Raw genomic sequence first — 4,986 nt, forward strand, 5'->3', positions numbered from 1 at the left:
CTCGCCCCTTGCGGCGGTGGCGCTGTTTCGCTCCCTGACACTCGAACGTGCTCTTGTCTGGACGATCATCGGCGGGCATCTGCTGCTGCCTTCGGAAACCGTCATCAAGTTTCCAATGATCCCCGCAATCGACAAGCATCTGGTGCCTGCGATAACGGCCCTGATGCTGTGTCTGCTGATGGCCCCAAGGCAGGTCCCGTCCTGGGATGCTACGGCCCGTTTCGGTCGGCAGATCCTGTTCGGGCTGCTGCTTCTGATCATCGTGACTCCGGTCCTGACCGTGATGTCCAATACGGAGCCGATCATCGACGGCCGGATCTTTCTGCCGGGGCTCAGGCTCTACGACGCCTGGGGCCTGATCTCCCAGATCCTCGTCGCGCTTGTGCCGTTCTGGCTTGGCCTGCGCTACCTGAATACCCAGGCGGGCCACCGTGCGCTGCTCGAGGCCTTCGCCATCGGCGGGCTGGTCTACACCATCCCCGCCCTGATCGAGGTGCGCCTGTCGCCCCAGCTGCACACCTGGGTCTACGGCTTCTTTCCCTCCGATTTCGTGCAGCACATCCGCGCGGGGGGGTTCCGTCCCGTGGTCTTTCTCAACCATGGGCTCATGGTGGGGATCTTCTTCTGCCTTTCGATCATCTCGGCCGCGATCCTGTTCAGGGAAGCCCGGCGCGAGGGCCGCTTGGCCTTCCCCTGGCTGGCCGCGATGTTCTGGCTGATTCTGGTCCTCTACCTGTGCAAGAGCCTTGGCGCCCTGATCATCGCCGTGCCCTCGGCGCTGATCGTGCTCTTGCTCGGGGCGCGGTTGCAGGTGGCGCTTTCGGTCGTCGTTGCGTTCGTCGTCATGTTCTACCCCATGCTGCGCGGAGCGGGCTGGATCCCGGTCAATGCCACCTATGAACTGGCGCTTTCGATCGACGAGGAACGGGCGGCCTCGCTGAAATTCCGGCTCGACAATGAGGACGTACTTCTGACCAAGGCGAACCTCAAGCCGCTGGTGGGCTGGGGCAGTTGGGGTCGGAACTCGATCTTCGACCCTGAAACCGGGCAGATGACCAGTATCACCGACGGCATCTGGCTGATCTTCATCGGGGTCTACGGCTGGCTCGGCTATATCGGCCGCTTCGGAATGCTGACGGTTCCGATCCTGCTGTTTGCCCTGCGCCGCAAGACGCTCGGGCCATCGCTGCTGATGCCTGGCATGACCGTGCTGCTCAGCGCCGCCCTGATCGACCTTCTGCCCAACTCCGGGCTGGTGAACTACGTCTGGCTCATGGCGGGTGCCGTCGCCGGCATCGTGGTCTGGCGGCCTGCCGCAGATGCGACAGCGACCGACGGGTCGCTGGCCGCCAACCCGATCTCCGGTGCCTATCGGGCAAGCTGGCTGATGCCGGAAGAACGCAACACCTCTCCGGGGCGGCAGAAACGATCCGAGCGGAGAGAGGCGCGCTGAGATGATTTCCCCGATCCGGGCAGCATCGCGCCCTCTCGCCCTGCCGCGGGTGGGCATGTGACGGAATGGAGCGGCGGAGCCCACGGATGATCTGGATTTAAGGTTGGACCCGAGATGGCGAATTATCTGATCACCGGGGGCTGCGGTTTTGTCGGGTCGCATCTGGCGGATGCGCTCCTGGAACGCGGCGATGGGGTGGTGGTGCTGGACAACCTGTCCACCGGCAAGCTTGCCAATCTGGCTCCCGAGGTGCGGGTCATCGAAGGGGACGTGGCAGACCCCGAGGCCGTGGCGCAGGCCATTGCGGGCTGTGCAGGGGTGTTCCATCTGGCGGGGATCGCCTCGGTCGCCTATTGCAACGAACACTGGCGCGAAGGGCATCTCACCAATCAGACCGGCACCGTGACGGTGTTCGAGGCAGCGGCGCGGGCGGGGCGCGTGCCGGTGGTCTATACCTCCTCCGCCGCCGTCTATGGCGATGCGGGCCAGGGGCCGGTGGATGAGGCGCGGGTGCCGCGCCCGCAGACGCCCTACGGCGTGGACAAGCTGGGGTCCGAACTGCACGGGCGCATCGCGATGGCGGTGCATGGGCTGCCCACCGTGGGCCTGCGGCCCTTCAACATATATGGCCCGCGGCAGGATCCGTCTTCGGCCTATTCGGGGGTGATCTCGATCTTCAACAGCCGCCTTGCCCAAGGATTGCCGGTGACGGTGTTCGGCGACGGGTTGCAGACGCGGGATTTCGTCTTTGTCGCCGATGTGGTGCGGTTTCTTCTTGCGGCGATGGCGCACGCGCCCGAGGCGGCCGGACAGGTGTTCAACATCTGTACCGGACGGACCACGACGCTTCTGGCGCTGATCGACACGCTGGCGCGGCTGCATGGCCGGCTGCCCGTGGTGCAGCACGGCGATCCGCGTGTCGGCGATATCCGCGACTCTCAGGGTGACCCGAACCGCGCGCGCGCGGTGCTGGGCGTTGCGGCCGAGGTGAGGCTGGAGGACGGGCTGGCGGCGCTCCTGCTGCAGCCGTAAGTTGCCCAACCGCGTGCCTTCCCCGGGCCCCACCCCAAGTTCCTTGACAGCACCTGCCGGTTCCGTTCAGTCTCCCCGGGCGAAAAATGCTGATTACCCTTGGCGCGCATTTGGTCATGAATGTGAATTTGGTCGGTCCTTCCCCAAGATGTCGGTAAGTCAGCAACCCTTGCGAAACGTCCTGGCTGCGCGGCCGAGAGGCCTTAAATGACGAAAGGCCGTGAAGTCCGGCCATTGCGTGTCGGTTTTGTCACTCCGGCATGGCCCGGTGTTCGCACGCCAAACGGCATTGTGACAGCCGTCAGCCACCTGGCCGTGGGTCTGGAAAGCGCGGGGCACGAGGTGACCATCATCGCGGACATGGTGGATGCCCCGCATGACCATCCGCGCGTGGTCGCAATGACCGACCCCAGGCTGCGGCTGGTGGATCGTCTGAGGCGAAAGCTGGACCCGGAGGGCGGACTGGTCAGGTTCCTGGTGGATCGGCACGCAGAGGCGATCCGGCGCGCAATTGCCCTCCATGGTGTCGAAGTTGTCGTGATGGAAGAGACGCAGGGCTGGGTCGGGGAGATTCGGGGAAAGGTCTCCATCCCGGTCGTGGCGACCTTGCATGGGCCTTGGTGGCTGCACCGCATGGCCGGCAGTGCCCCCGATGATGCCGCAAGCGCCCGCCGAGAGGCGCGCGAGGCCAAGGGCCTGCGGCGGGTGGATGGCATAACCTCGCCTTCGGCAGCAGTCCTGCGGCAGACCGAGGCGCTGTGGGGCCTGCCGCCAGTCCCCAAGGCCGTGATCCCGAACCCGTTTCCGGTTCCGGCGCAGGGCATCGAGCTGACCGATGAGCTTCTGAACCATGTCCTCTTTGTCGGCCGGTTCGACCACATCAAGGGCGGCGACCTTGTCGTCGACACATTCGCGCGGATTGCCGCGGCGCACCCTGCGGCGCAGTTCACCTTTGCCGGGCCGGACGAGGGTCTGCCTCGGGCCGGGGGTGGACTCGACAGGCTCTCCGACCGGCTTGCCCGCCTGCCCGAGCCGATCCGGTCACGGATCAACGCGGTGGGAAAGCAGTCGCGCGACGAAGTGGCCCGACTGCGCGCAAGGCACGGGGTCACGCTGGTCGCATCCCGCTATGAAAACTTCGGCGGCACGCTGATCGAGGCCATGGCTGCCGGGTCAGCGGTCGTGGCAACCAGCGTCGGCGGTCAGCAGGAGATCGCCACGCACGAGGAGACCGCCCTCATGGTTCCCTCCGAGGATACCGAAGCGATGGCCAATGCCTGCCTTCGGCTGATGCGCGATCCGTCTCTCGCACGCCGTCTGGGCGCTGCCGCGCGCCGCCATGTGTCGGAAAGCCTTGCGCCGGACGTGATCGCCCGGCGCATGGCTGACTTTCTCGACTCGGTCCGACGCGCCTAGGGCCTTCAGATCCCCAGCTTGCGCAGCCGATGGCCAATTCGGCGGTAGATCACCGGCGGCAGCAGGTTCTGCATGATCTGGTGGCGCTGCTCCAGCCGGTCCACCTTGTCGTTGGTGCCGGGGCGCGGCTTGAACAGGGTGGTATGCGAAACCTTCGTCGAATCCCAGGTCGCAGTGTAGTAGTACAGCGCGATTGACATCCGGGGTTCCTTGTCGGGGTGGTTCACCGGCTCGGGGTTGCCGTGCCAGGTGTTGGACCCGGTGTTGAAGCAGCACATCCGGTTGAACAGCGGCACGAAGCCCGCAACCTTGGCGGTCATGTCGTCGTTCCAGACCTCGAAGGACCCGCCGTATTCCTCCTTCCAGTCCTTGTTCAGGTAGATCAGCACGTTCAGCCGCCGTTCGAGGTTCAGCTTGCCCTGACGGTTGAAGTCGGCGTGGATGTCGAGATGCCCGCCGTTCGACACCACATGGATGCCGCCGCCCGCATAATAGGGGTCCGGGATCAGCCCGTCGATGCCGGTGAGTTCCTCGAGGAAGGCGAGGAATGCCTTGGAGTTCAGCGAATGGAACAGCGCCCGGGTATAGGGGCCCAGGCGTTCCGGCATGTAGGCCGCCTTCAGCTTTTCCTGCGGCCGGTTGAAGAAGCTTTCCGCCGCCGGCAGTTCCCGCAACTCCTCGCGCACGCGGTCCAGGATCTCGGGCGGCATGAAATTGTCGAAACAGCCGTAGGGATAGGGTTTCTTCGACCGATACTCCTCGGCCGCGGCCTTGGCATATTCACGGGCGCCATCGGCATCGATCAACAGCGTCTCGGGATCGATCGGCAGAGTGTTCACGGACATGACAACCTCTCAGTCTTCTTCTCTATATGTATTGCGTGGTCAGAACTGGAGTGACGCCGGGTAGGGCCCGGATTCGGTTCATTGATATTCATAATGCAGCATGCACCTCTTCGGCATCCCCGGCGACCATGCGCCGGAAGGTCGCATTGCCGGCCAGAAGTTCGTCATAGCTGCCCTGCGCCAGCAATCGGCCGCGGTCCATCAGGAAGATCGTGTCGCAGGTCTTTACCGTCGTCAGCC

Annotated in this window: 4 protein-coding genes; 3 read left to right on the top strand and 1 reads right to left on the bottom strand. The window is 64.8% G+C overall.

The features are described 5' to 3' along the window. The 3 genes from ACK4IU_RS18195 to ACK4IU_RS18205 all read left to right on the top strand — a co-directional run. Positions 1–1,453, top strand: a 1,453-nt coding sequence (locus tag ACK4IU_RS18195) for a hypothetical protein (RefSeq protein ID WP_409738139.1), incomplete at its 5' end; no start/stop codon positions are given. Between the two features lie 114 nt (positions 1,454–1,567). Then, positions 1,568–2,485, top strand: a complete 918-nt coding sequence (locus tag ACK4IU_RS18200) for an NAD-dependent epimerase/dehydratase family protein (protein ID WP_409738142.1) — start codon at positions 1,568–1,570, stop codon at positions 2,483–2,485. A gap of 291 nt (positions 2,486–2,776) precedes the next feature. Next, positions 2,777–3,901, top strand: a complete 1,125-nt coding sequence (locus ACK4IU_RS18205; RefSeq protein ID WP_409738145.1) for a glycosyltransferase family 4 protein — start codon at positions 2,777–2,779, stop codon at positions 3,899–3,901. Between the two features lie 5 nt (positions 3,902–3,906). Here the strand turns inward: ACK4IU_RS18205 and ACK4IU_RS18210 are convergent, their stop codons facing one another. Next, positions 3,907–4,746: a 2OG-Fe(II) oxygenase gene (locus ACK4IU_RS18210; RefSeq protein ID WP_409738148.1), complete on the bottom strand. Its 840-nt coding sequence runs from the start codon at positions 4,744–4,746 to the stop codon at positions 3,907–3,909. Between the last annotated feature and the right edge of the window lie 240 nt (positions 4,747–4,986).

The organism is Tabrizicola flagellatus, assembly GCF_046295235.1.
GTDB classification, from domain to species: Bacteria; Pseudomonadota; Alphaproteobacteria; order Rhodobacterales; family Rhodobacteraceae; genus Tabrizicola; species Tabrizicola flagellata_A.